This is a genomic window from Waltera sp. (genome assembly GCF_046969025.1).
Lineage (GTDB): Bacteria > Bacillota > Clostridia > Lachnospirales > Lachnospiraceae > Acetatifactor > Acetatifactor acetigignens.
Genome location: NZ_JBKVQF010000013.1, coordinates 1 through 23,143, shown reverse-complemented (window position 1 = coordinate 23,143; position 23,143 = coordinate 1). Strand labels below are relative to the sequence as shown.

The window sequence follows — 23,143 nt, the reverse complement described above, 5'->3', positions numbered from 1 at the left end:
CTTTTCTTTTGAGTAAAAATGCTGGAAAACAGCGGAATGTGAGGAAATATGGAAGACTTTCAGATCATTGATAACTGCCTGATGGTGCGCATGCCGGAGGAAGTGGACCACCACAGAGCCTCCTATATCTGCGAAGGGGCGGACAGGCTCTTGGTCAGGGAAAACGTGGAAAATGTAGTGTTTGATTTTGAGGATACCCGGTTCATGGATTCTTCCGGGATCGGGATCATCATGGGACGGTACCGCAAGATTTCCTGCTTCGGCGGACATGTCTATGCGATCCATGCAGACCGGCAGATCCAGCGGATCTTCCGTATGTCCGGGCTTCACAAGATCGTCGAGATCCTGCCGGGTTAAACGTTGGAAGGAAGATTCTGTCAAAAATGAAAGAAATTATTCAAAAAATTATGAAAAACAGTGCAATAATAGGCGCAGAAATGAGGAGAACATGGTAGCAGAGAGGGAAAACATTCAGGTGACGGAAGAAAAAGAACTTTTGCAGCAGAGAACGCAGGGCAGCCGGAATGAGATGGAGATCGTATTTGACGCGGTCTCCTGTAATGAAAGCTTTGCCAGAGTGGCGGTGGCGGCTTTCATTACCCATCTGAATCCCACACTGGAAGAACTGGCGGATATCAAGACCGCAGTATCGGAGGCAGTAACCAATGCCATTATCCATGGATACGAGAATCTGTCCGGTTATACGAAGCATGGGGAGATGCGCCCGGCGTACAGCATTATCCATCCGGGAAAGGTAAGACTGCACTGCATTCTTGAGAACGATACGCTTTCCATCGAGGTATCGGATCAGGGAAAAGGCATCGAGGATGTGGCCAGAGCCATGGAACCGTTATTTACCACGAAGCCGGAACTGGAACGGTCCGGCATGGGATTTGCCTTTATGGAAGCCTTCATGGATGAGCTGGAAGTGGAGAGCATCCCGGGCAAGGGCACAAGAGTACATATGTGGAAGAAAATGCGCTGCGGAGACTGGATCGGAAAAGAGGACTGAGGCATGGAAGAAGTATCAGTACTCATCGGAAAGTCACAAAGCGGAGATAAAGAAGCGAGAGAAGTACTGATCGAGAAAAATCTGGGACTGGTGCATCACATTGTGAAAAGATTTCTGGGCAGAGGATATGACCCGGAGGATCTGTTCCAGATCGGCGTGATCGGCCTGATGAAAGCCATCGATAAATTTGACCTGAAGCTGGAGGTACGGTTTTCCACCTATGCCGTCCCCATGATCACTGGGGAGATCAAACGGTTTCTGCGGGATGACGGTCTGTTAAAGGTATCCCGTACCATCAAGGAGGATGGGCTGAAGGTCAGACTGGCAAGACAGCGTTTACAGAGCAGACTGCACAGGGAGCCCACCTTACAAGAATTGTCCGAGGAGGCACAGCTGGACAGAGAAGATGTGATTCTGGCCATGGAGGCCGGAGCGGAGGTGGAATCCCTCTATAGCAGCAGCGGGCAGGAGGACGGCAGCGAGCTGTGTCTGGCGGACCGGGTGGTGGCCGCGGCCCACGGCTGTGTGGGAGCCAGCATGGGAAGCAGCGGTGCGGTGGAAAATGATGTGGAGAAGGACAGGCTGCTGGATCAGATGCTGCTGGCACAGCTGCTTGGGGAACTGCCGGAGAGAGACCGGGAGCTGATCCGCATGCGCTATTTTCAGAACAAGACCCAGACGGAGATCGCCGGGATCCTGGGGATCAGTCAGGTGCAGGTCAGCCGTCTGGAGAAAAAGATCCTGCGGGAAATGCGGGAGATGGCCGGATAAGGGCCAATTCATTAATAATTCATAAAACAAATTTTTTCCTCTTCCTTTCCGTCGGAAATTCGATTATATTATATAAAGGAACTATTCAGCCCGCATTCGCAAAACCGCTCTTTCAGAGCTTGCTTTTTACTCATGTGGTTATTTCGCCGTATAAATTATGTCAAATATTCTTACGAATGCAAGCATTCGACGTATATATTGCCATAATTTGCACGGCTCTGAATAGTTATATATAATCTTATAGACCGCAATGCTGCATAGTTATAGAGAGACAGCATGAAAAAGGAGAGCAGGGGTACTTATGAAAAAAGAAAACGAAAACGGACGGATCCCCGAGGACCGTCTGAGCAGAGCAAATAAGCGTAAGAAAAACAACACCATAGCATCCATTCTGGTCATGACCGGATGCCTGCTGGTGTTAGTACTGGTAACGTATGTTGCGGGAATCCTGTATTCCTGGATCGACAGCAAGTTCCAGGATAATGCCAACGATCTGGCGGCAGCAGCGGAAGCCGGAAGCCAGACGGAAGAGAGCACACAGGAAGTGGTGAAGACCTATACGCAGGAGGAAGTGGATGCCCTGATCGCTGAAGCAAAGCAGCAGGCGGAGGACGAGGAAGAGAACAAGATCCTCTCCGGGATCCGTGATGGTCTGACCTCTGGCACTACCATGGTAGAGACCCTGCGTCCTTACTATCCCAATGAACTGGTCGTTGTGAGCAACGGAACCTTTAATTTCGTTCCTATCAATGAAAATCTGCAGAAAAATGACTATGCATTGGAGAACCTGAACATTTTAGAGGACGGCGAAGTGCAGTATATGCAGGACGGACAGGTGGTATCCCACAAGGGAATCGACGTCTCCAAGCATCAGGGCAATATCGACTGGACGAAAGTCGCTGCGGATGGCGTAGAATTCGCTTTTATCCGTGTGGGACTCAGAGGATACGGTACCGAGGGTAAGTTAGTAGAAGATGAATATTTTGAACAGAATATCAAGGGGGCCCTGCAGGCAGGTATCAAAGTAGGTGTCTACTTCTATTCCCAGGCAATCACGGATGCAGAACTGTTGGAAGAGGCGAATCTGGTACTGGAAAAGGTAAAACCTTATAACATTGAACTGCCCATCGTCTTCGATGTGGAAAAAGTCAGCGGCGGCAAGGGACGTGCCAACGAACTGAGCGTGGAAGAGAGAACCCGCCTGACGGCCCTGTTCTGCCAGACTGTTCAGGATGCCGGCTACAAGCCCATGATCTATCATAACATGGAGATGGGAACACTGATGCTGGATCTGGGACAGCTGGAACAGTACGATAAGTGGTTTGCTTACTACAATGATGATCTCTATTATCCGTATGCCTACAAGGTATGGCAGTACAGCGAAAAAGGCGCTGTGGACGGCATCAATGAGGAAGTGGATCTGAATATCTGGTTTGGGGATTTCTAAAGGGTGATTACAATGAAAGACTATAGAATGGAATTACTGAAAGAATGCGAGGAAGGAGAATGTCAGAAGCTGTATATGGAATGGAACAGCAATAATATGTTATATAATTCTCTTATGTTTTCTAAATTGTATTCCAGAGATGTTGAAAAAAGTGTGTCAGATGCTTCACTGATGCCGGAGCAGAGTGATAAAAATATGAGAAATGATATCATGACAAGCTGGTGGACTCCGACTAAAATCTTTTTATTGGGAAATAAGGAGAAGTTAAGGAAAAAATCAAGGAGAGAATTGGAGGAATTCCTATTGGAGGAATTCCGAGAGAAACGGATTCCTATGGGGAAGGATGAAAAGCAACTCCGAGAAAGCTTATCAAAAATTCGGCATGAAAAAACAGGGGAAATAATAGAAAAAGACGTTATAGATGCATTTATGGGGTTCCTTGGATCAGTTTATGCCGTGGGCAATATGACAAGTGCAGCGGTGACATCCAGGGGTGGTGCCTTGGATAATTGGGATGCAAAACTGAAAAACATACATGAGAAGTATATAAAAGAAGAAAAAGCGTGGGTTGATTATGTAAAGACCAATAAATTTGAGTGTTATTTTGTGGATAAGGATCCGCGTAAGGAAATAATCCCATTTTGGAGTTATGGTCCCAGTAAATTAGCAAACGCAACGGATAAGGATTGGAAGGAATATTTCGAAAACGCAAAAAGAATGATTGAAGAAAGAGACAAATTGAAAGCCTGAATAGATATTCATTCACTTGCGAATATAGCTCCTATAATACAAATAATGATACTTTTTAAAAGTAAGACTTTAAATGAGACGGTTGCGGCCGTCTCGTTTTATGTAGCCAGAAATTTTTTATAACCTTATCCATATCCCCATATCCAAAAATCATTTTATTTTCTAAATATACTACCACTTATTTACAAAAATATTGCCATAGATGTTGTGGAGAAAGAGAGGAAGAGACGGGGAGGAAAGCATTATCAGGCATCTATGATGCATATGATATTCGGAGGAAATCCGGGAAGTAGCAAAAGGAGGCGTATTATTCATTGATGAAGCATATTCTCTGCAAGGCGAGATCGCTATTACGACATTGCTTCGGGAAATGGAAAACCACAGAGAGGATGTCATTGTGATATTTGCCGGGTACCCGGAACCTATGCAGGGGTTCCTTGACAGAAATCTCGGTATGCGGTCCAGAATTGTATTTCAGGTGAAATTTGAGGACTATTACAGCCAGAACTTCCCGGCAGGGAGGAATGCATAGGAATAAGCAGTGGGAACAGCATGCATAAAGCCGGTGGAGAATGTCTGACATGGGATTCTTGCGAGATTCCTGCGGAGGAAGAGGAGCGGGTGGATTCCCAGAGAAAGGATCGCTTTGAATATCAGTTTTTCCGAATCCCCTGTATCTGGAGGCAGATTTTCCGGAGATGGAAGAGGTGCAGGATGAGAAGCAGAGAGCACACTGGGTTTGCGGGTGAGGCAGAAACTATATGGGACAAAGTATATTAAGGAGTCTGAATGAGCAGAAGCTATAAGCATACGCCGGTATATGAGGCGAAGGGGAACAGAAGCAAGGAGCGATCCCGCTTCCAGAAAGCTCGACAGATATCAGAAGTGCTACCGAAGGAAATGAGAAAAGGAGGAAGGATATGCATTATGTTATCGGCGACATACATAACGACCTGAAGAAACTGAAACAGATCCTAAAGCAGATCAATATCACAAGGGATGATGAACTGATCGTCCTTGGTGATGTGTTTGACCGGGGTGGAGAAACTGCGGACCCCTTCGGAGTATATTGTGCCCTTGCCGGCTTGCAGGGAAAGTGCTCCTGGATACGAGGCAACCACGATGACTGGCTGGCAAATTATACTTATGAGTACTTTAATACTCCGGAGAAAAAACGGCACAAATTAGCTCCCTATGGTTACAACAGTTTTGAACTGCTGCGACAGCGTATTACCGAAGTAGACATGCGGAACATTGCTGATCTGATCAAGGGACTGCCGCTACAGAAGGAACTGGAGCTGGAGGGAAAGAAATATCTGTTTGCCCATGCCATGACTTCCCATCCGGATGTCCGGGAAGAGGACCGATATTACATGCGGGGGACGATGGATATTGACTGCTTTTTCTTTGAAGGTATCGATGGATATATCTCCATGTGCGGTCATACGCCCACGGACAGCATTGTGTGGAAGAAGGACAGAAGATATCTGGACGAGCCGGGCAATTCCATCTGGTGCAACGACAGACATAACGTATATCTCTTAGATTGCGGATGTGGCTTTGCCGGTGGAAGACTTGCCTGTCTCTGTCTGGAGACAAAAGAGCGATTTTACGCCTGAAAACGGGACGAGGATATTTATGTACAGGAATTATTTCTACAGGGAGGATCTTAAGGTAGAACTGACACAGTTGGAAGAAGAGGATGAAAAAGAGCGGTTCCTTGAGGGAAGTAAACATAAGAGGCTGATTCCCGGTTATGTTGCGTTGGAAGTCAAAGAAAATACCTGTAAGATATCTCCGGTGCTGTATCCGGAGTTTCGTGGGAAGGGATACTGGAAAGATGCAGAGAACTTTTGCTGGAAAGAATCTTTAAAGAAAGATTTTTCACAGAAGAAAACGGAAGACGTGTTCCTTACCGGATCGACCGGGTGGAGATCGTATTGTATCAGAAACCCCGAGATATTGCCCGGAGTACGGAAGGAAAGCTTTTGTTTCGGGATTTGAAACCTTATTTACAGATATTCGGATATTTTTCTGTAGTGGACAGAGACAACTGGTCCGGTGAAATGTATAAGTACAGAGATGACATACCGGAGAAATACGATGACAGGCCCGTATATGGAATCGGTATGGAGGATAATCCCGATGCGGATACATTGCCGCCAAAGCGGTTGGTGATCGTGCTTTCAGAGAATGAAAAGGAAGAATCATGAAAAAGTTTATCTCTTTTCAGATACACGAGGATTACGGAAAAATCTTCTGGATCAGAGATGACCTGTATCGGGAAAATTACCATAATGTGATCGAACCGCTGATCCATTATCCGGGAGATCGAAGATTTCTGAGTTCTCCGATCTGCGGATGCGACGAGAATCGGATTTAGAATCCTTCCTTCTTACGAACTAATCGTAACTCTCTTCTCTTAATGGCATTATCCCACTCCATGCGTTCCCCGTCGTTCTCTAAGATGAGGCCGGGAACCGGGGTGGGTTTTCCATTGTCTCCCATAGCTACCATGACAAAATAAGCCCGGTTGATAGGGTGTCTGGTACCATCCTGTTCTTCGCGGTAGGTGTCCACGCGGACTTCCATGGAAGTGTGTCCCACATGGGTGACCTTGCCGATCAGCACAATAATATCATTCAGATAAGCGCCGGATTTAAAATACAGGTTATCGATGGCTACGGTGGTGGCGTCTCTGCCGCAGTGACGTCTGGCGGTGGCACCGGCTACTTCGTCGATCCACTCTAATAGTCTTCCGCCGAACAGGCGCCCGAAACCGTTGATATCCGGATGAATGACCACATGCAGCTGATGTGTCTCGGAATCGGAGACTTTTTTCGCGGGAAGTGCACTCGTCTTTTTTTCTGTATTTTCAGTCGTATCTGCTGTATTCATAGTTGTAAAACCTCACATATATTTTGAAATCTAAAATTCTTCACTCAAAACGGCGCAAACAGTAAGTGGGGCAGCGTCTGCACATATATAAAGATAGTATAGCACATTTTGGAAAAAAGTGCCATCCGTATATGATTTTCGGTTTTGGGATATTCTATTGTGTGCAGAAAAAGATCATTTGCAGATCCTTTGATAACTGCCGGGAGCAGAACTTTGCGAAAGGGGAACGGAGATGCTGATCAGACAATTATTGCTCATAGTAACCGGGGCCAGTTACGGCCTGCTGTCGGCAGCCGGAGTGTTTACAGTGCTGGTGGCGGTGGGGCTGATCCCCCGGTTCGCAGGCAAGACCCATACCGCACGTTATGTACTTCTCTATGAGGAAATGGTCATTTTCGGGACGCTGGCGGGATGTTTTGTTACGATTTTCCCAGAGTACAGTCAGTGGGGAAATTATCTGCGGGAACACTTCCCGGAACAGATGAGGCTGTGGACGGCAGCGGGCATTGGAGCACAGGCGGTTTTCGGGCTGTTTGCCGGAATGTTCATCGGCTGTCTGGCGCTGGCCATTGCTGAGATGCTGGACAGTATTCCTATTTTTGCCAGAAGAATCTCTTTCCGCCACGGGCTGGGCGGGGCCATTCTGGGGATGGCAGCGGGAAAGATCTGCGGGTCACTGTTTTATTTTGCCACAGAACTGCATCGGACCGTGCAATAAGCAAGGAAATTCTTCCGGGGGAGCAAGCACACAAATGATATGGACAATCTGGGAAAATATGTCTATGCAGAGCAGAAACGGCAGGAAGGGACAGGGTATATGAAGCAGCAGACGGTTTATCTGAAATGTGACAGAAGTGCGGAGGTGCAGGCACAGGATGTTTTCCTGAAAGATGTGGCAGAGATTCGCTGTCAGGATCCGGTATTGCAGGCAAAACTAAAAGCCATCAAAATTTATCATTTTCCCAAGGACGGCGAAAAACGATGTGTGATCAGTTGTCTGAAACTGGTAAGTCTTATGGAAGAAATCTGTCCGGAGATCGATGTGCAGGTGGTTGGAGAGACAGATGTGCTGGTGGAATGGATCTGTGTGAACAGACACAAAGGCTGGCAGCAGTGGATCAAGGCTGCTTTTGTGTGCCTGATCAGCTTTTTCGGTACAGCCTATACGATTATGGCTTACCATAATGATGTGGGAATCAATGAGGTTTTCACGGAAGTGTACCGGATGGCCATGGGTGCTGAACCCGGAGGCTTGAATACGTTGGAAGTATTCTATTCTCTTGGGCTGGCAGCTGGCATTATCGTTTTCTTCAATCATGTCGGTGGCAGGCGCCTGACCAAGGATCCTACCCCCGTCGAAGTCTCCATCAAAAACTACGAGACCGACGTGGATAAGACCCTGATCGAACAAGCAGGAAGAGAAGGAAAAGAGCTGGAAAGCTGACCTTCCCTTATTTTAGTGGAATCATTTCGGAATAAGAGGTATTCCCCTGGGAATCCTTCATGAAGAAGATGCATACGTAATTTTCCGGGTGATCCAGCGGCTGTACCACGGTATGATAATCGCCGGTCAGATCCACATCGAAGCCCATCATCCAGCCGGATTTTTCCCAGTCGAAGAAGTTCAACAGATTACCGTTATCATCCCGGGTCACGTAGCTGCATCTTGCCACTAAGGACATAGTCTCATAGTCATCCAGATGGATCAACTGCTTGCTGGCACTCTGCAATTCCGCATCGTCATGATCCAGAGGAATCGCACTACGGATGATACCATCGGGATATTCGTCGCTGACGACGATCTGTACTTTCGCCGTCTGGGATTCCCAGTTGTCAGTATAATTCATCAGCACCGCATGTGCCAGATAACGATTCTCTGTGTCGCTGATATCGGTCTCTGTCAGGATCATGGGAATATCGGAGAGACCGTCCTGATCCTGCATGTAGACAGCGTTATTTTTGTAAGCAGCATGTAAGAAACCATTTTCATCCAGAGTCACACGGGTACTTCCCTGAATGAAGAGATACATATCATCGGCACGTTCGTCTTCCTCCGCGGTAATATAGCCTTCGTCCCTGGCTTTGCAGAGGATGTAGTAGCCGCCGGAGGCAAAGTTCGCCTGCTGTTCGGGGGTCAGCTGCACGGTAATGTCGGATTCATCGTAAGCACCGTCGTTCTGGGTGGTGACGGAAGTCTCCGCATTGGAGATCTCTCGATCTGCCAGCAGGGTGTCACCGTTTTCAATGGCGTAAAAGTCTTCCAGAAAACGGGTGTAATTGGGAGCAAAGTCCAGATAATATAACATTTCAATGCAGGCATCCCGGTAATCCGTATCCGTCTGGTAAGGATAGCAGATAGAGATTCCTCCGGCATTGTCCATGTTGGTGTCGGAATAGACGATACAGTTTTCTACGGCCTCTGTGGCAGCCTGTGCGGCTTCAGAATCATTCCCCACCAGTTCTAACAGATGCAGGACATCCACCATGCCGTAATTCATATCGGAGGAGTAAGTACCGAAGTCTCTCACCCGTGCACGGTTACGCACCAGTCTGGGGTAATTCTGCACATCCAGAGAAGTGTCCAGTTCCGCAAAATAATCGTTCAGAGCTTCTTCGGCTTCAGCATAGGCGCTCAGATCGACGCAGGAGAGCGTCAGGTCGGAATACAGATTCGGATAGATGTTGAAGACGTATTCCCCGTAATCCATGTAGGAATCCACGATATATTCCCCCATGACATCGCCCGGGATCACCTCATCGGACAGCTCTGACAGGAAATCGTAATTCCAGCCCCAACCGGGTTCGGTCTCCTGGGAGGCAATCATATAGTTGGCGTAGGGAGCCAGCACGGAAGCCACTTCCAGGGAACTCATCAGGCAGGCATCAAAGCCGATCCATTCCAGTTTTGTCATGTGTGCACCCACGGAATCTTCCAGCGCCTCGGACAGTTCATCCAGCGTCAGAAGGTCACGGAAATTCTCATCTACACCGTAGCCCAGCACTGGTCCGCCGCCGTGATCCCAGAGGATCAGGCTGTAGGAATCTGCCGGGAAGAAATCAAAACCGTAATTTAAAAAGCTGCTCAAAGTCAGGGGATCCCCCATGTTTTCCGCCGGATAGGTATCCACGGGGACGAAACCGGTGTCGGTCAACAGCAGGACGGTGCATTCGTCACTGGACAGGCCGCGGTCCTGCCATTCGGATGCACCACCGGCATAGACCAGAATATTATTGTGCGCTGTGTCCACTCCGGCCGTTTCCATCTCGTCCAGATCCAGACTGGCATTACCGTAATCGGATTCCAGATCTGAGCCTACCAGATAGACCATGATGGTCTGGACCTCACCGATAGCATCCAGCGAGTCGTAATCCATCTGGGGAATAGGGGTGGAAGACGGCTGTGATTCGGTATGGTAAGTACCATGACCGTGAGACGAGGATGCCTGCGAATTGTTTTGTCCGGCATACTCCAGGATCTGTGCAAATACGCCCATAGGCGTGGTACGGATGCGGCACCCGGTCAGAACCACGGGGACCAGCAGCAGACCCCAAAGGGCCCGTAACTTTTTCCTTGTTCTTTTTTTCATAATAATCTCCCTCATGAAATAAAATTTATACTCATCGCCCATTATCGCATGAAAAAAAGAGAGCGTCAAACAGTGTAATTGCTTACAATCTGAAAAAATACCAAAGAAAAAACAAAATTCTGGTTCTTTTTTTTCGGAAAAAGATGGGGAGCCGGAATCCGGTGGACAGTCAGAACCACAGGAAAGAAGAAAAGACTTTTTTACAGGAAAACGGTGTGAACCTCATGATCCGGGTACATGACACCGGAATCGGTATGGCCATCACGGATCAGCTGGTACAGCTCATGGGCGGAGAAACCGTCGTAGAGAGTCTGAAAGATAAGGGCTCGGATTTCACCGTGTTTTTGCAGCTGCCTCTGGCAGAGGAAGGCAGTATCGAAGAGAAAACGACAACAGAGAATCGGGAACAGAATGCGGATAACGCGTTCCGCGGCCGCAGGATCCTGCTGGGCGGAGGTCTATTTCGACGGTATTGGATGGCTTCCGGTGGATGTGACACCGGGGTATTATTATGACGCGGTGAAATTGCAGCAGATGGTGGCGACACCGGATATGGTGCACAAGACATTGGCAGAAGATCATAATCTTATGGATGCGGAACAGATCACGGATACCGGAAATGATATGGATACCGCCGTGGCAGAGATCGCGGAGCTGCTGAGAAGTCTGTTTTTATGGAAGAAAACTGTGTTAAAAGAAAATTTGTAAATAGAAGCATACATAAAAAGAGTGAAAAAGGACATTCTGTTATCAGAGAGAGCAGTCACAGAGTCTGCCTGCCGTGCAAGCGGCCGGGCGGCGGAAAGGCATGGTACATCTATGAAACAGGAAGAAACAAAACAGGGCAATCAGCAGAAGCAGGAATACGAACAGTATGTCAAATCGGTGACCCCCACCCACAATCTGTGGGCACAGATGGGAAAAGCGTTTCTGACCGGTGGGATCATCTGCTGTATTGGGCAGGGAATCCTGAACTATACCGGCAATGTGCTGGGAATGGATCCCCAGACGGCAGGCAGCTGGTGTTCCCTGATCCTGGTGTTTGCATCGGTGGTACTCACGGCACTGCATATTTATCCCAAGATCGTCAAATGGGGAGGTGCAGGAGCCTTAGTACCCATCACCGGCTTTGCCAATTCCGTGACAGCCCCGGCGGTGGAATACCAGAAAGAAGGACAGGTATTCGGTATCGGCTGCAAGATATTCACCATTGCAGGACCTGTGATCCTGTACGGAATTTTCGCCAGCTGGGCATTGGGACTGATCTGCTGGGTGCTGCAGATGTTCGGGATCCAATTGTAAGTTGAACTGAAATAGAAAACAGTGTAAAATGACTTTGTCCGGACGCGGTTTCGGGCAAAGTTTTTTTATGAAATGTTAAAGGAGAGATTACCATGCAGATAGGAAAAGAGATGGCGATCCCGTCCATCCTGAAGATCGGAAACGGGGCATTAGGTAAGATCGGTAGTTATTTAAAAACGGAAGGTCTGGATCAGGTAGTGTTATTTTTCGGTAACGGACTGATCGATATGTTCGGAGAGCTGGTCATGAATTCACTGAAGGAAGCGGACGTGAATGTTCTGGAATACAATGAATTGGATACGGTGGATATTGACGATATCATTACGCTGGCTTTCGCTATTCCCAACAAGGCAAAGGCGGTGATCTCTATCGGTGGAGGCAAGGTCATCGATGCCGGAAAATATGCGGCATTTCTGCGGAACCTTCCTTTTATCAGTGTGCCGACTTCCAGTTCAAGCGACGGCTTTTCCAGTGCCAGCGCATCCCTTCTGGTGCAGGGAAAGCGAACTTCTGTCCCTGCCAGACTGGCTTATGGCATTATCGTGGATACCCAGGTGATCCGTACCGCTCCGGAGAAGTTCATTTACTCCGGCATCGGAGATATGATTTCCAAGATCACGGCACTCTATGACTGGATTTTCGAAGAAAAGGCCGGCTGCGGTGAGGTGAATGATTTTGCAGTGATGATCGCAAAGAAAGCGGTGAACAGCTTCGTTCGTACCCCTTATGAGAGCATCAAGGACGAGCTGTTCCTAAAAGAACTGCTGGATTCTTTGGCCATGAGCGGTATTGCCAACGAGATTGCCGGCAGCAGTGCCCCTACCAGCGGAAGTGAGCACCTGATTTCCCATGCATTGGATAAGATCCTGGAAGTGCCGCAGCTTCATGGCATCCAGGTAGGTATTGCCACCTATATCATGGCAAAGGTACAGGATCACCGTTACATCCGTGTCAGCACGGTACTTAAAGATACCGGATTCTGGGATTACGTGGCAACCTTACATATGAAGAAGGCCGATTTCCTCAAAGCCATCGACATGGCTCCCACCATCAAACCCCACCGCCATACCTATCTCCACGAGGAAAAATACCGCGAAGCAGCAAAGAAACTGGTGCTGGAAGATGAAGTTCTGAACCGGGTACTGGAGGATTGACGGAGTTTATAAAGAGTTTATACTTTTTTTCTTGCAAACATAAAAGATTGCGTTATAATGTTAGATGGCTAACAAAAATGGTTAGCTATCTAACATTTTTATTTACGCGAGCAACGAGCCAAAGTCCGTGCTTGCACGAGACCTTGGCGACTGCCGCGATAACTTGAGAAACTCGCGAAGCGTGTTTCTCATAGTTTGCGCGAGTAGAGAGGAAAATCCCATGCTGGCATGAGGATTTGACGAACACCGCATTAGAGGCATAGGAGATAAGGAGGCAGGATGAACGAAGAGACAAGTGTACTGACGAACCGTCAGCTTGGATTTGAGATCAAGGCCGCCAACAACATGATCCGCCGGAAGATCGATGCGATCTTTGCTCAGATGGAAGGAAATGAAATCAACGGAATGCAGGGGCCGCTGTTGGGATATCTGTATCACAAGAGCCGGAACGGCGATGTATATCAGAAGGATGTGGAGAAGGAATTCCGAATCCGCAGATCCACGGCAACGGTAATGCTCCAAAATCTGGAACAGAAGGGCTATATCGTCCGGGTGGCATCCACGGAGGATGCCCGACTGAAAAGGATCCTGTTGACGGAGAAAGCGATCGAGCATCACAATCTGATCGAAGAGCAGATCCGGGATTTCAATCGAGAGCTGGAGAACGGTATTACCGAAGAAGAGAAGCAGACATTCTTAACTATTTTAGATAAGATGATGCAGAATCTGGGGCAGGACAGCAGGCGGACCGGACGTTGTAACGGGCCATGCCGGAACGAGTGATGCTGGCAGTCATGCATAACAGAGAGGTTACAAAACATTTATTATAGGATAGAAAAATACAAGAAAGGAAACCAGCTATGATCAAAACATTAGCAAAACAGATCAAGGAATATAAGAGTGCATCTCTTGTAACTCCTATTTTCATGATCCTGGAAGTAGCCATGGAAATGGTGATTCCGCTCCTGATGGCATCCATCATTGATGACGGTGTGCAGGCGGGAGATATGAAACATATTTTTGCCATCGGTTGTTACATGATCCTGGCAGCTATTGTCGGATTGTTCGCCGGTGTCATGGGTGGTAAATACGGTGCGAAAGCATCCACCGGTTTTGCCAGAAATTTAAGAGAGGCCATGTATGAGAACATTCAGACCTTCTCTTTCTCCAACATTGATAAGTTCTCCACGGCAGGACTGGTCACCCGTATGACCACGGATGTTACCAATATCCAGAACGCTTACCAGATGCTCTTACGTATGTGCTTCCGCGCACCGGTCAGCCTGATCTGTGCTATGCTGATGGCGTTCCTGATTAATGCAAGAGTGGCAAGTATTTATCTGGTGGCGGTAGTGTTCCTTGGAATCGTTATCATTTTTATTATGAGAGCAGTGTCCAAGTATTTCAGTGAAGTATTCAAGAAATACGATGATTTAAATGCCAGCGTACAGGAGAACGTAGCCGCACAGCGTGTGGTAAAGGCTTATGTGCGTGAGGACTATGAGATCGACAAGTTCCATAAGGCCAGCTACAACATCTACAAGATGTTCAAAAAAGCAGAATGTACCATGACTTATGTATGGCCGGTAATGCAGTTTACCGTATACGGCTGTATCCTTGGAATCAGCTGGCTTGGCGCTCACATGATCGTTGCCAGCCAGTTGACTACCGGTGAACTGATGAGCCTGCTGACCTATTGTATGACGATTCTGATGAACCTGATGATGTTAGCCATGATCTTCGTTATGATGACCATGAGCGCTGCCAGCGGAAAGCGTATCGCGGAAGTATTAAATGAAAAGGCGGACATCACCAACCCCGAACAACCTGACTACGATGTGACAGACGGTAGTATCCGTTTTGATCATGTGACCTTCCGCTATAACAAACAGAGTGAGAAGCCGGTACTGGATGATTTGAACTTTGAGATCAAAGCCGGAGAGACCATCGGTATTCTGGGTGGTACCGGTAGTTCCAAGACCAGTCTGGTGAACCTCATCAGCCGTCTGTATGATGTAAATGAGGGTACGGTCTATGTCGGCGGTAAGGATGTCAGAAGCTATGATCTGGAGACTCTGCGTAACGAAGTATCCGTAGTATTACAGAAGAACGTGCTGTTCTCCGGTACCATCTTAGAGAATCTCCGTTGGGGCGATGAGAATGCTACTGAAGAGGAATGCATCCGTGCCTGTCGTCTGGCCTGCGCCGATGAATTCATTGAGAAGATGCCAGAGAAATACAATACCTATATTGAACAGGGCGGAAGTAACGTATCCGGCGGACAGAAGCAGAGACTGTGTATTGCCAGAGCACTGCTGAAAAAGCCGAAGGTACTGATTCTGGATGACTCTACCAGTGCCGTGGATACCGCTACCGATGCGAAGATCCGTAAGGCATTTGCCACGGAGATCCCCGGTACGACGAAAATCATCATTGCACAGCGTATCTCCAGTATTCAGGATGCAGATCGTATCATCGTTATGGATAACGGTAAGATCGATGCATTTGCACCTCACGAAGAACTGCTTCGTACTAATGAGATCTATAAGGAAGTATATGAAGCCCAGACCCAGACGGGTGGCGGCGACTTTGATGAGAATGGAGGTGAGTCATAATGCCAGGACCTATGGGCGGCGGAATGCGTGGACCCGGCAGAAGAATGCAGGGCGGTACACGTATTGAGAATCCGGGAAAAGTATTTAAACGACTGATGGCGTATATCTTTAAAAATTACGGCATTCACTTTATCTTTGTGTTGGTCTGTATTGTACTGAGCGTTGTGGCAAGCATTCAGGGTACTCTGTTCATGCAGAGACTGATCGATGACTATATCATGCCCATGATCGGACAGAAGACTCCTGACTTTGGCAATCTGTTCCGGGAAATTGTCCGTGTGGCTGGTTTTTATCTGGTCGGTGTGGCGGCCACTTATGCTTACAACCGTATCATGGTAACCATAACTCAGGGAACACTGAAGAATCTCCGTGATGATCTGTTCGAACACATGGAAAAGCTGCCGATCAAGTATTTTGATACCCATTCCCACGGCGATATCATGTCCATTTACACCAATGATATTGATACTTTACGTCAGATGATCAGCCAGAGTATCCCGCAGGTATTTTCCAGCTTCATCACCGTAGTCGGTACCCTGGGAAGTATGCTGGTATTAAGTGTGCCTCTGACAGCAGTCAGTCTGATCATGGTGGCACTGATGATGTTCGTCACTGGTAAGGTAGCGGGCTTAAGCGGAAAATATTTCGTAAAGCAGCAGAAGAATATCGGTAAAGTCAACGGTTACATTGAGGAAATGATGGAAGGCCAGAAGGTAGTCAAGGTATTCTGCCATGAAGATAAGAGTCTGGAGGAGTTCAAGGCTCTGAATGATGAACTGTGCGACAGCGCATACAATGCGAATAAGTTCGCAAACCTGATGGGACCCATCAATGCCCAGCTGGGTAACTTAAGCTATGTGGTATGTGCCATCGTCGGTGGTGCCATGGCGCTGGGTGGTTTCGCAGGACTGACGCTGGGTAAGCTTGCCAGCTTCTTAACTTTTAACAAGAGCTTCAACATGCCTATCAGCCAGGTCAGCCAGCAGCTGAACAGTATCGTTATGGCACAGGCTGGTGCCAAGAGAGTCTTCGATCTGCTGGATGAGCCGGTAGAGACCGACGAGGGATATGTGACCATCGTCCGTGCCAAGAAGGTAAGCGGCAAGATCGTGGAGTGTACCGAGAGAACCGGTATGTGGGCATGGAAGCATGTGCATCAGGCAGATGGTTCCGTAGATTATATTGAATTACAGGGTGAAGTAGTATTCGATGATGTGGACTTCGGCTACAATGATGACAAGATCGTGCTGCATAACATCGAGATGTATGCAAAGCCCGGTCAGAAGATTGCATTTGTAGGCTCCACCGGTGCCGGCAAGACCACAATCACGAACCTGATCAACCGTTTTTATGATATTCAGGATGGTAAGATCCGTTACGACGGCATCAATATCAACAAGATCAAAAAAGCGGATCTGCGGAAGTCTCTGGGTATCGTATTGCAGGATACCCATTTGTTCACCGCTACCGTTATGGACAATATTCGTTTCGGTAAGCTGGATGCTACAGACGAGGAAGTCATTGCCGCAGCAAAACTGGCTAACGCGGATACCTTTATCCGTCAGCTTCCGGATGGTTACAACACAGTCCTCACCGGTGACGGTGCGAACTTAAGCCAGGGTCAGAGACAGCTTCTGTCCATTGCCAGAGCCGCAGTAGCGGATCCGCCGGTGCTGATCCTGGATGAGGCTACCAGCTCCATCGATACCCGTACTGAGAAAATTGTACAGGACGGCATGGATAAACTGATGAAGGGCAGAACCACCTTTGTCATTGCCCACAGACTGTCCACTGTCAAGAATAGTGACTGCATCATGGTTCTGGAACAGGGCCGCATCATCGAGCGCGGCAACCACGATGAACTCATCGCCCAGAAGGGCAGATATTATCAGTTGTATACCGGTAATGCGATCGCTGAGGGGTAAGTGAATAGATATGCTATACCCAAAAACAGTGCCTGGGTTGGCACTGTTTTTTGTATGAAATAATTTTTACATTTTCTTATGATTTTTCAGGAAAAGAATGAACGAGACAATATTTACCTATTATATAGTAAAAATAAATCAGCAGAAAGACCAGTAAAACAATTCCTGGGAAAATGTATCGCTCATGCATACGAACGGAGAAAGTGAACATTGTAAGTATGATAAAAGCGCTCAGTAAATAGTATTTATAAGGTGTGTTCTGACTACATAAAAACCTCCTAAAGTAAGATATTATAAAAATGACTTAACCCGAGATCAACACCCAGGTATCCCGCCAGCGTAAGTATTTTACTACAAAATCCACATCCACCGGCTGACCCGAAAGTACCGGATAGAACAGCAGGAACAGACCGAAGGCCAGCACGGCATAGGCACAGCAGATGACTGCAAAAGTGCGGTTGGATACCCGCTTTTTCAGTTGCATCAGGCTGTACACGATCATCAGTACCACAAACGGTGTGCTGGGGAAATAGTGGTAGATGAAGGTGATTCTGGTGACGAAGAACCAGGGCAGATATTGCGCCAGGTAGCCAACCACCAGAAATGCGGCAGCATGATATTCTCTGCGGGACAGGGGAGTTGTCGCAGAGGAAGCGGTAGCTTTGCCTGTCAGGGCACGCAGGAAACTGCTGTGGGTGACAAGCAGATACAGCACATACAAAAATGCCGGAATGCCGCCCCACCACACCAGAGGATTGCCGAAAGCACTGATTCCCTCTTTGACTGCATCGGTCAGATATCCGGAATAGTACCAGATCGGGCGGACCATAGTGGGCCACTGATACCAGGAAGAGGAATAAGGATGCGTTGCCTCCAGGCCGCTGTGATAGTTGAACATGGAAGTCTGGTTGGTCAGCATACGGTCAAAAAGTCCCGGATGGGAATTGTCTACAAATGGCAGGTAGGACAACAGATAGATCACTGCCGGAACCAGCACGAAAAAGGTCAGGCAGAAGTCGATCGTCTTTACCGTATAATCCGGGAATTTCTTTACAATCTGCTGATGCTCCATGCCGTTGGTGCTTTTTCCGGGATGGGCTTTGGCATAGAGGTATTCCCGGTAGCGTCGCAGCAGATGCGCAAAAAACAGCAGTGCCAGTCCACAGCCCGCATAGATACCGGTCCATTTGCTGGCAATTCCCAGTCCCATGCAGATGCCGCATAAGCCCAGAGGCACAAAGGTCTTATACAACGGTGTATCGTAAAAACTCATAGAACAATAGTAGTACATAAAATAGTACATTGCAATCACAAAGAATGTGATATAAACATCGATGGTGGCAATCCTTGTCTGCGTAAAATGCATAAAATCAAAGGCAAACAGGAAGCAGGCCAGAGCTGCCGCAGGAGTATTCCTTGTCATTTTTTTCCCCAGCAGGTAGATAAACGGCAGCATGGCAATGCCGAACAGAGTACCCATGATACGCCAGCCGAAAGGATTCATTCCAAAGATGGCAACACCCAGGGCGATGAAGATCTTGCCCAGAGGCGGGTGGGTATTTTCGTAGGTCGGCAGGCCGTGAAGGAACTCGTAAGCCGTGCGTGCGTGATAGATTTCATCGAAATACATGCTGTTGCGGAAGGAATAGCGTTCCGGGTACAGATCGCTTTCGTCAAACAGTGTAGGGTAGGCATCTGCGTTCAACGGGCGTGTGATGTTGCCATTCGCGTCCAGGAAGACCAGTTCAATCAGAGAGGCATCATTATCCGTCAATGACAGACGCAGATATCTGGTTGTGGCAGACATATCAGAAGTACTGTTTTCTGTGGCCTGTGTCAGCAGATCCTGCAGGGAGACATCCTGCCAGGTGAAGACATTGTTTAAAATGATCTCACCGAGATAAGTCCAGGAGTCTTCGGCATTACTTTTGACATCCATCCCAAAATGTCGCTGGTGCCAGGGAGCCAGATAACTGGCCATAGTCACAGGCAGCGCATCTTCGGGGAATTCCAGCTCGATGGCCTGTAATTCTCCCGACATATCGTAAGTTGTTGTCGGAGCTTTGCGGTCTCCCAGATCATAGAGGGCAAAGCAACTGTACAGAATACCGATTGCCAGCAACAGGCACAGATCCGGTTTCGTGAAACGGATTCTCTCTTCGGAAGGAATGGGCTCCAGGGGAGAGAGAAAATATTCTCGAAGTCTTTGTCCGAGTCCTGCGGCAGATCTTGTGGAAGCAGTATGCCCGGAAGCTCTACGGCCTATCGTGGGCTGCGGCTTTGCATCGGTGGCAGCTCCTGCTTCACCGTGAACATAATATTTCCAGATGATCTTATAGAAATAATACAGGCAGCACAACATTCCGGCAGATACCAGCAGAATGATGGGAGCCTTGCGGTCATAATTCTGCGGATCGTAATGGTACAGCACATTGGCGGTGTTGTAAAAATGCAGCACTGCAAATCCACTGAAGCATTTCCAGAGAGGTGTAGAGGGCCGGTACAGGCAGCAGAAAAGCAACAGGGCCAGACCGGGATACATATAACGCTCATGCATACGGACGGAGAACAGGAACATCGTCAGGATGATAAAGGCACCGAGACAGAAATATCTTGAAGGCTCTTTCCGGCAGCGGGCTGCAATAAGGAAGGTAAAGAGTACGATCAGCAGGATCACGATAGTGCCCCAGGTCTTACAGGGCAGGAAGAGGAAAATCGTGTTCTGGTCGACCCAGTTCATTCCTAATAGTCCCCAGAAATTGTAGGCATTGATGGCTGCATATTCATAGGATCCCAACGTTGAAGTATATTGTGAGATTGCAGCGGTTAATCCGAAAGGAGCGCACAGAAGGAGCATCCCGCAGATGACAACCAGACCACCGCACAAATTATAGAAGAATTTCCGCCAGGAAAAATCCTGTAAGAACACATGGTCCCAGATCCCTGCCAGCAGTACCGGCGTGAAGATCAGCATCTGTGGCTTTAACAGGACACCCAGTCCGTAGACAGCATAAGCAGGAAGCAGGTTTCCCTTCATGAGGAACAGGCACATAAGGATGATCATCAGCGTGTATACGGAATCCACCTGTCCCCAGCAGGAAGAATTCAGAATGACCGCCGGCTGGAACAGATACGCAGAGGCAGCAAAGATTCCCTGCAGATCGGAAAAATGCAGCCGCTTTACCGCCTCTCTGTAGAGTAGAAACCCACAGGCAATATCACAGAGAATTGCGGGTAATTTTAACAGTAAAATATGCAGATCGGAATAATAAGGAATCTGCAGCAGAGATCGTAACGCTCCGATCAGATACAATACATACATGAAACCTGGCGGATAGTCCGTAAACATCTCGGCAGAATAGAACTGCCCTGGCCCTAAAGTGAAAATCCGGTCAGCCCAGGCTGCAAAACAGGCGATATCATTACTGAAGCCGTGGGTGGTGTATGCAAGGAGCAGGCGCAGAAGCAGGGCACCTCCAAATACAAGCAACAGAAGAGAACGCCGGCTGCCGGTATTGCGGAAATGAGAACTGTTCTGAAAGCCTGTATAGCAGACACCGCACAAAAGCAGTGAAAGCAGTGCAAAAAGATGTATCATAAGATTTTATTCCCCCAATAGTTTCTTATTTAAAATCATACCTTAAAAATATCAAAAAATGACTCTTTCGTAAAGACGAATGCGGAAAAATAAGGTATAATCATTAACAAATTATAACGATTCTTGCAGGAAGGGGAAACTGGCATGAAAAATAAAAAAGCGGAAAATGCGATCACAGCAGTGCTGGCGGCAGCGGTACTGGTGACCGGAGGAATGAGTCTGCATTCTTATCTGTCAGAGCAGAGAGCAAAAAATGAATACGATGCCATCCGCCAGGAGGTGGTGGCAGAGCCTGCGGCGGGGGAAACACAGGAAGAGATTGCGGAGAAAAATTATCCGGAGCTGCAGATCGACTTTGCCGAACTTATCAGGACCAACCAGGATTTTCGTGGATGGCTCTATTTCCCGGTATTGGACATCAGTTATCCGGTGGTACAGGGGGAGGACAATGACTATTATCTGAAGCATTCCTTCGAGGGGGAGAGTGTGAATGCTGGATGCATTTTCATGGACTGTGGGGCTTCAGCAGACTGGTCAGACAGGAATACCTTTGTATTCGGACATAATATGCGGGATGAGAGCATGTTTGGGGCTTTTAAAAATTTGCTGAAGGGGACGGCAAGCTGCGAGGAGAATCCTTACTTCTATATATACACGGAAGATAAAGTCTACATTTATGAGATTTTTTCCTATTATGAAACAAAGAGTACCAGTGACCGTTTTGCCACGTTTACCTCAGATGCCTCCTATGATGATTATGTGCAGTGGGCCACGGAACATTCCCTGTATGCTTCAGATGCAGACTTAAGTGACAGGGGAAATATCGTATCCCTATCTACCTGCTACGGCTCATCCGGTACAAAAAGGCGGGCTCTGATCCATGGAGTCCTGACAGAAACGGCTGTATACTAAGGCTTATGTTACAAAAATAGCAAATGATACTGAAAAGATCAAAAATATAATAAAAATCTGAACCTTTTTTGAAATAGCGCCAGTCTTAATGATTGTAAAGAGGAACGAAAACGTTTAAAGACGTTGAAACACGCAGTTTCATTGAGGGAGAAATCAGATGAGCAGATTGAGCAGGTATGTAAGGGAAAAAGTGGTAAAGGTTCTGGTGACAGCACTGGTTATAGGTTCTGTTGCAGGGAACGAAGGGATTACTTTGCAGGCAGCAGGTGCAGATTTAAATGATCCATTTTCATTTGTATTATATACAAATGAATTTGTATCCTCAAATCTGGACCATATTGAGGGAAATGCCGCAATTAAAGAATTAAAGGTTTCTATGGTAAGCTATGGGGGAAGATCTTATCTGGGAGATCTTTCTGCTCCCAATCAGATTCTTAAATATACAGCTTCAGGCAGAACAGATGAAAAGGAGCTGGTGATTCCCCTTACTAATTCTGACGGAACCCAGAACTCTGTTGAGCGGGAAGTGACTGGACAGGGTTATAATGTTATAGCTGGTGAAAATAAATTATATACTGGAAATCTTCTGAAGAACTGCGAGGTATGGGATACGGATATTGCATCTGAGATCAGCAATGTCCTGGCAGGTAATATGGTACAGAAAAGCAAAGATTTATATGCTATGGCGAATGAAGACAGCGATACACGGCTGGTGTTGAATGTGACAAGTGCTGAGTTGAATTCTGGAATAGAAGAGTATGATAAAAAGATCACCGGTGCTGCTTTTTATGGAAAAACAGTTGTGGTAAATGTAAGTGATTCCGGTACTGTGAATATTACCGGCTGGATGAATGCGCATGGTGCAAAAAAGCAAGCATTGGAACATCAGCTGTGGGCAGACAGAATTATTTGGAACTTTGGCAATGCAACAGAAGTTAATGTAAATTCTATTTTCGGATATATTCTGGCTCCGAATGCAACTGTCTATAATGGCGGAACTGTTGTCGGAGGCATCATAGCGGATAAGTATAAGCAGGGTGGAGAGATTCACTGTCCGTGCGAACCGGATGAGCCGGAACCTACGCCTACGCCGACGGTACCGGTGGTAACCGAGGAACCTACGCCTACGCCGGTAGTAACCGAGGAGCCTACGCCTACGCCGGTAGTAACCG

22 protein-coding genes are annotated in these 23,143 nt (G+C 47.6%); 19 read left to right on the top strand and 3 right to left on the bottom strand.

Going from position 1 to position 23,143, the window contains the following annotated elements; all coding sequences use genetic code 11:
* Nucleotides 1-48 precede the first annotated feature (48 nt).
* The 8 genes from ACLTOH_RS08735 to ACLTOH_RS08700 all read left to right on the top strand — a co-directional run bounded on the left by ACLTOH_RS08735 (nt 49) and on the right by ACLTOH_RS08700 (nt 6,363).
* Entirely contained in the window at nt 49-357 is a 309-nt protein-coding gene (locus ACLTOH_RS08735; RefSeq protein WP_022313048.1) for an anti-sigma factor antagonist, read from the top strand.
* 172 nt (nt 358-529) lie between these two features.
* A complete protein-coding gene (gene spoIIAB, locus ACLTOH_RS08730; protein WP_227064248.1) occupies nt 530-1,012 on the top strand; it encodes an anti-sigma F factor in 483 nt (160 codons plus the stop codon).
* 3 nt (nt 1,013-1,015) lie between these two features.
* Entirely contained in the window at nt 1,016-1,783 is a 768-nt protein-coding gene (locus tag ACLTOH_RS08725) for a SigB/SigF/SigG family RNA polymerase sigma factor (RefSeq protein ID WP_117464822.1), read from the top strand.
* A gap of 301 nt (nt 1,784-2,084) precedes the next feature.
* Entirely contained in the window at nt 2,085-3,230 is a 1,146-nt protein-coding gene (locus tag ACLTOH_RS08720; protein ID WP_412223943.1) for a glycoside hydrolase family 25 protein, read from the top strand.
* Nucleotides 3,231-3,257: 27 nt separating this feature from the next.
* Nucleotides 3,258-3,980, top strand: coding sequence for a hypothetical protein (locus tag ACLTOH_RS08715; RefSeq protein WP_412223941.1), 723 nt, complete (start codon nt 3,258-3,260; stop codon nt 3,978-3,980).
* Between the two features lie 920 nt (nt 3,981-4,900).
* Nucleotides 4,901-5,599 (top strand): metallophosphoesterase, encoded by a 699-nt coding sequence (locus tag ACLTOH_RS08710; RefSeq protein WP_022313042.1) that lies wholly within the window; start codon nt 4,901-4,903, stop codon nt 5,597-5,599.
* A gap of 234 nt (nt 5,600-5,833) precedes the next feature.
* Entirely contained in the window at nt 5,834-6,193 is a 360-nt protein-coding gene (locus tag ACLTOH_RS08705) for a hypothetical protein (RefSeq protein WP_262593772.1), read from the top strand.
* Nucleotides 6,190-6,363, top strand: coding sequence for a hypothetical protein (locus ACLTOH_RS08700; RefSeq protein ID WP_182427106.1), 174 nt, complete (start codon nt 6,190-6,192; stop codon nt 6,361-6,363). Before ACLTOH_RS08705 ends, ACLTOH_RS08700 begins: the two co-directional genes overlap by 4 nt.
* On the opposite strand, the gene ACLTOH_RS08695 is transcribed toward ACLTOH_RS08700, so the two are convergent.
* On the bottom strand, nt 6,360-6,878 hold the full coding sequence (locus ACLTOH_RS08695; RefSeq protein ID WP_022313041.1) for an acyl-CoA thioesterase: 519 nt from the start codon (nt 6,876-6,878) through the stop codon (nt 6,360-6,362). The genes ACLTOH_RS08700 and ACLTOH_RS08695 overlap by 4 nt on opposite strands.
* A 232-nt stretch (nt 6,879-7,110) precedes the next feature.
* Between ACLTOH_RS08695 and ACLTOH_RS08690 the strand changes: the two genes are divergently transcribed.
* Nucleotides 7,111-7,596: a stage V sporulation protein AB gene (locus ACLTOH_RS08690; protein WP_022313040.1), complete on the top strand. Its 486-nt coding sequence runs from the start codon at nt 7,111-7,113 to the stop codon at nt 7,594-7,596.
* A gap of 99 nt (nt 7,597-7,695) precedes the next feature.
* Complete coding sequence (locus ACLTOH_RS08685) at nt 7,696-8,322, top strand: stage V sporulation protein AA (RefSeq protein ID WP_118504425.1); 627 nt, start codon at nt 7,696-7,698, stop codon at nt 8,320-8,322.
* 7 nt (nt 8,323-8,329) lie between these two features.
* Here the strand turns inward: ACLTOH_RS08685 and ACLTOH_RS08680 are convergent, their stop codons facing one another.
* Nucleotides 8,330-10,465 (bottom strand): clostripain-related cysteine peptidase, encoded by a 2,136-nt coding sequence (locus tag ACLTOH_RS08680; RefSeq protein WP_191835470.1) that lies wholly within the window; start codon nt 10,463-10,465, stop codon nt 8,330-8,332.
* Between the two features lie 161 nt (nt 10,466-10,626).
* Between ACLTOH_RS08680 and ACLTOH_RS08675 the strand changes: the two genes are divergently transcribed.
* From ACLTOH_RS08675 to ACLTOH_RS08645, 7 genes are all read left to right on the top strand, one after another.
* Nucleotides 10,627-10,980 carry a hypothetical protein gene (locus ACLTOH_RS08675; protein ID WP_262593771.1) on the top strand — a complete coding sequence of 118 codons (354 nt, stop codon included), beginning with the start codon at nt 10,627-10,629 and terminating at the stop codon, nt 10,978-10,980.
* Entirely contained in the window at nt 10,952-11,173 is a 222-nt protein-coding gene (locus ACLTOH_RS08670) for a hypothetical protein (RefSeq protein WP_262593770.1), read from the top strand. The genes ACLTOH_RS08675 and ACLTOH_RS08670 overlap by 29 nt, the downstream gene beginning before the upstream one ends.
* A 111-nt stretch (nt 11,174-11,284) precedes the next feature.
* Nucleotides 11,285-11,767 carry a SpoVA/SpoVAEb family sporulation membrane protein gene (locus ACLTOH_RS08665; RefSeq protein WP_262593768.1) on the top strand — a complete coding sequence of 161 codons (483 nt, stop codon included), beginning with the start codon at nt 11,285-11,287 and terminating at the stop codon, nt 11,765-11,767.
* Nucleotides 11,768-11,859: 92 nt separating this feature from the next.
* Nucleotides 11,860-12,921 (top strand): iron-containing alcohol dehydrogenase family protein, encoded by a 1,062-nt coding sequence (locus ACLTOH_RS08660; RefSeq protein ID WP_262593767.1) that lies wholly within the window; start codon nt 11,860-11,862, stop codon nt 12,919-12,921.
* 279 nt (nt 12,922-13,200) lie between these two features.
* The gene (locus tag ACLTOH_RS08655) at nt 13,201-13,704 is read left to right on the top strand and encodes a MarR family winged helix-turn-helix transcriptional regulator (RefSeq protein WP_118539347.1); all 504 of its coding nucleotides are present in this window, start codon (nt 13,201-13,203) and stop codon (nt 13,702-13,704) included.
* Between the two features lie 77 nt (nt 13,705-13,781).
* Complete coding sequence (locus ACLTOH_RS08650) at nt 13,782-15,536, top strand: ABC transporter ATP-binding protein (RefSeq protein ID WP_118539349.1); 1,755 nt, start codon at nt 13,782-13,784, stop codon at nt 15,534-15,536.
* Nucleotides 15,536-17,461 carry an ABC transporter ATP-binding protein gene (locus ACLTOH_RS08645; protein ID WP_118668669.1) on the top strand — a complete coding sequence of 642 codons (1,926 nt, stop codon included), beginning with the start codon at nt 15,536-15,538 and terminating at the stop codon, nt 17,459-17,461. The genes ACLTOH_RS08650 and ACLTOH_RS08645 overlap by 1 nt, the downstream gene beginning before the upstream one ends.
* A 304-nt stretch (nt 17,462-17,765) precedes the next feature.
* Here ACLTOH_RS08645 and ACLTOH_RS08640 read toward each other — a convergent pair whose 3' ends face one another.
* Nucleotides 17,766-21,059: a phospholipid carrier-dependent glycosyltransferase gene (locus ACLTOH_RS08640; protein WP_412223937.1), complete on the bottom strand. Its 3,294-nt coding sequence runs from the start codon at nt 21,057-21,059 to the stop codon at nt 17,766-17,768.
* 144 nt (nt 21,060-21,203) lie between these two features.
* Between ACLTOH_RS08640 and srtB the strand changes: the two genes are divergently transcribed.
* Both srtB and ACLTOH_RS08630 read left to right on the top strand, forming a co-directional pair.
* On the top strand, nt 21,204-21,971 hold the full coding sequence (gene srtB, locus ACLTOH_RS08635) for a class B sortase (protein WP_412195774.1): 768 nt from the start codon (nt 21,204-21,206) through the stop codon (nt 21,969-21,971).
* A 157-nt stretch (nt 21,972-22,128) separates the two neighbouring features.
* A partial coding sequence (locus ACLTOH_RS08630) for a collagen-binding domain-containing protein (protein WP_412223936.1) occupies nt 22,129-23,143 on the top strand: 1,015 nt, incomplete at its 3' end.

Coding starts and splice junctions, on each gene's coding strand:
- ACLTOH_RS08735 (WP_022313048.1), top strand. CDS start 49: ATGGAAGACTTTCAGATCATTGATAACTGCCTGATGGTGCGCATGCCG.
- spoIIAB (WP_227064248.1), top strand. CDS start 530: ATGGAGATCGTATTTGACGCGGTCTCCTGTAATGAAAGCTTTGCCAGA.
- ACLTOH_RS08725 (WP_117464822.1), top strand. CDS start 1,016: ATGGAAGAAGTATCAGTACTCATCGGAAAGTCACAAAGCGGAGATAAA.
- ACLTOH_RS08720 (WP_412223943.1), top strand. CDS start 2,085: ATGAAAAAAGAAAACGAAAACGGACGGATCCCCGAGGACCGTCTGAGC.
- ACLTOH_RS08715 (WP_412223941.1), top strand. CDS start 3,258: ATGGAATTACTGAAAGAATGCGAGGAAGGAGAATGTCAGAAGCTGTAT.
- ACLTOH_RS08710 (WP_022313042.1), top strand. CDS start 4,901: ATGCATTATGTTATCGGCGACATACATAACGACCTGAAGAAACTGAAA.
- ACLTOH_RS08700 (WP_182427106.1), top strand. CDS start 6,190: ATGAAAAAGTTTATCTCTTTTCAGATACACGAGGATTACGGAAAAATC.
- ACLTOH_RS08695 (WP_022313041.1), bottom strand. CDS start 6,878: ATGAATACAGCAGATACGACTGAAAATACAGAAAAAAAGACGAGTGCA.
- ACLTOH_RS08690 (WP_022313040.1), top strand. CDS start 7,111: ATGCTGATCAGACAATTATTGCTCATAGTAACCGGGGCCAGTTACGGC.
- ACLTOH_RS08685 (WP_118504425.1), top strand. CDS start 7,696: ATGAAGCAGCAGACGGTTTATCTGAAATGTGACAGAAGTGCGGAGGTG.
- ACLTOH_RS08680 (WP_191835470.1), bottom strand. CDS start 10,465: ATGAAAAAAAGAACAAGGAAAAAGTTACGGGCCCTTTGGGGTCTGCTG.
- ACLTOH_RS08665 (WP_262593768.1), top strand. CDS start 11,285: ATGAAACAGGAAGAAACAAAACAGGGCAATCAGCAGAAGCAGGAATAC.
- ACLTOH_RS08660 (WP_262593767.1), top strand. CDS start 11,860: ATGCAGATAGGAAAAGAGATGGCGATCCCGTCCATCCTGAAGATCGGA.
- ACLTOH_RS08655 (WP_118539347.1), top strand. CDS start 13,201: ATGAACGAAGAGACAAGTGTACTGACGAACCGTCAGCTTGGATTTGAG.
- ACLTOH_RS08650 (WP_118539349.1), top strand. CDS start 13,782: ATGATCAAAACATTAGCAAAACAGATCAAGGAATATAAGAGTGCATCT.
- ACLTOH_RS08645 (WP_118668669.1), top strand. CDS start 15,536: ATGCCAGGACCTATGGGCGGCGGAATGCGTGGACCCGGCAGAAGAATG.
- ACLTOH_RS08640 (WP_412223937.1), bottom strand. CDS start 21,059: ATGATACATCTTTTTGCACTGCTTTCACTGCTTTTGTGCGGTGTCTGC.
- srtB (WP_412195774.1), top strand. CDS start 21,204: ATGAAAAATAAAAAAGCGGAAAATGCGATCACAGCAGTGCTGGCGGCA.